This is a genomic window from Oleiphilus sp. HI0043, assembly GCF_001634935.1.
In genome coordinates this window covers 1-911 of the sequence record NZ_LWEY01000244.1, presented here as the reverse complement: position 1 = coordinate 911, position 911 = coordinate 1, and the positions used below count along the sequence as shown (strand labels likewise).

The following is a 911-nucleotide window of genomic DNA, read 5'->3' as shown; positions in this document are numbered from 1 at the left end:
CGAGAGCGTGTGGCCATGACCATTTGAGTAAGTTTACTCTGCAAGATATTGCGACTTGGAAAAAGGAGATTGCCGAATTAACGGGTATACCGTTTAGTGGCATGTAGAGATACCTTTTCCCAACAGTTGAATTAGTAACATGTCACCTTTTTGAGGTGGCTTGTCTTTGACATGTTAGTTTCCAAGAATCTGTGTCAGTGTGGGCTTTAGTTGAAGCTAGTTTTGATCGATAATGCTACAGCCAAGTAAAAACACCTGATAAGTTATCTTTAGCCTCACCCGCGAGTACGGTGCTTTTTAAGTTCTCCGCAGCACTTTCCGGGGTATCTAGGGATAGAGCATACTTGATGCCTTCATCTCCAGCCGGGTCGTGCAGACCGTCGGAGCACAGCATTAGTCTATCGCCCACAGCCAAGTCTAGAAAACCGATATCCAGATCAATGTTCTCATCAACACCTACCGCTCGAGTAATTGCATTGTTTTGAATGTTTTCTGTCGGTAGACCTGATTCTTTATATAAGTTATAGATTGAGTGGTCTGAAGACAATTGAGTTAGTTCACCGCGTCTCCATAAGTAAAGCCTGCTATCCCCAGCCCATAAGAAGGTAGATTTGTTATTCTCAAGCGCCAGAAGTACAACCGTGCTGCCACACGTTAGTTGATTATCCTTTGCATAGCTAAATATCTCGGTGTTTACATTTTGTATAGTTTGTTTAATTGCATCTACTTTGGAGAAAAGGTTTACTGGTAGTTCCTTTTCAGATAGTTGCCTTACAATCTCCTGGCTAGCTTTATCGCCATCAACATGACCGCCCATACCGTCAGCGACAAGCCATAATGAATCAGAATCTTTTACCAGGATTTCATCCTGGTTTTGAGTTCGTTTATTACCTACATCACTGAAACCAAAT

General features: G+C 42.4%; 1 protein-coding gene. It reads right to left on the bottom strand.

Translation table 11 applies throughout. The features are described from left to right. Positions 1-235: 235 nt before the first annotated feature. On the bottom strand, positions 236-911 hold a 676-nt coding region (locus A3729_RS03775), incomplete at its 5' end, for a PP2C family serine/threonine-protein phosphatase (RefSeq protein ID WP_068633206.1).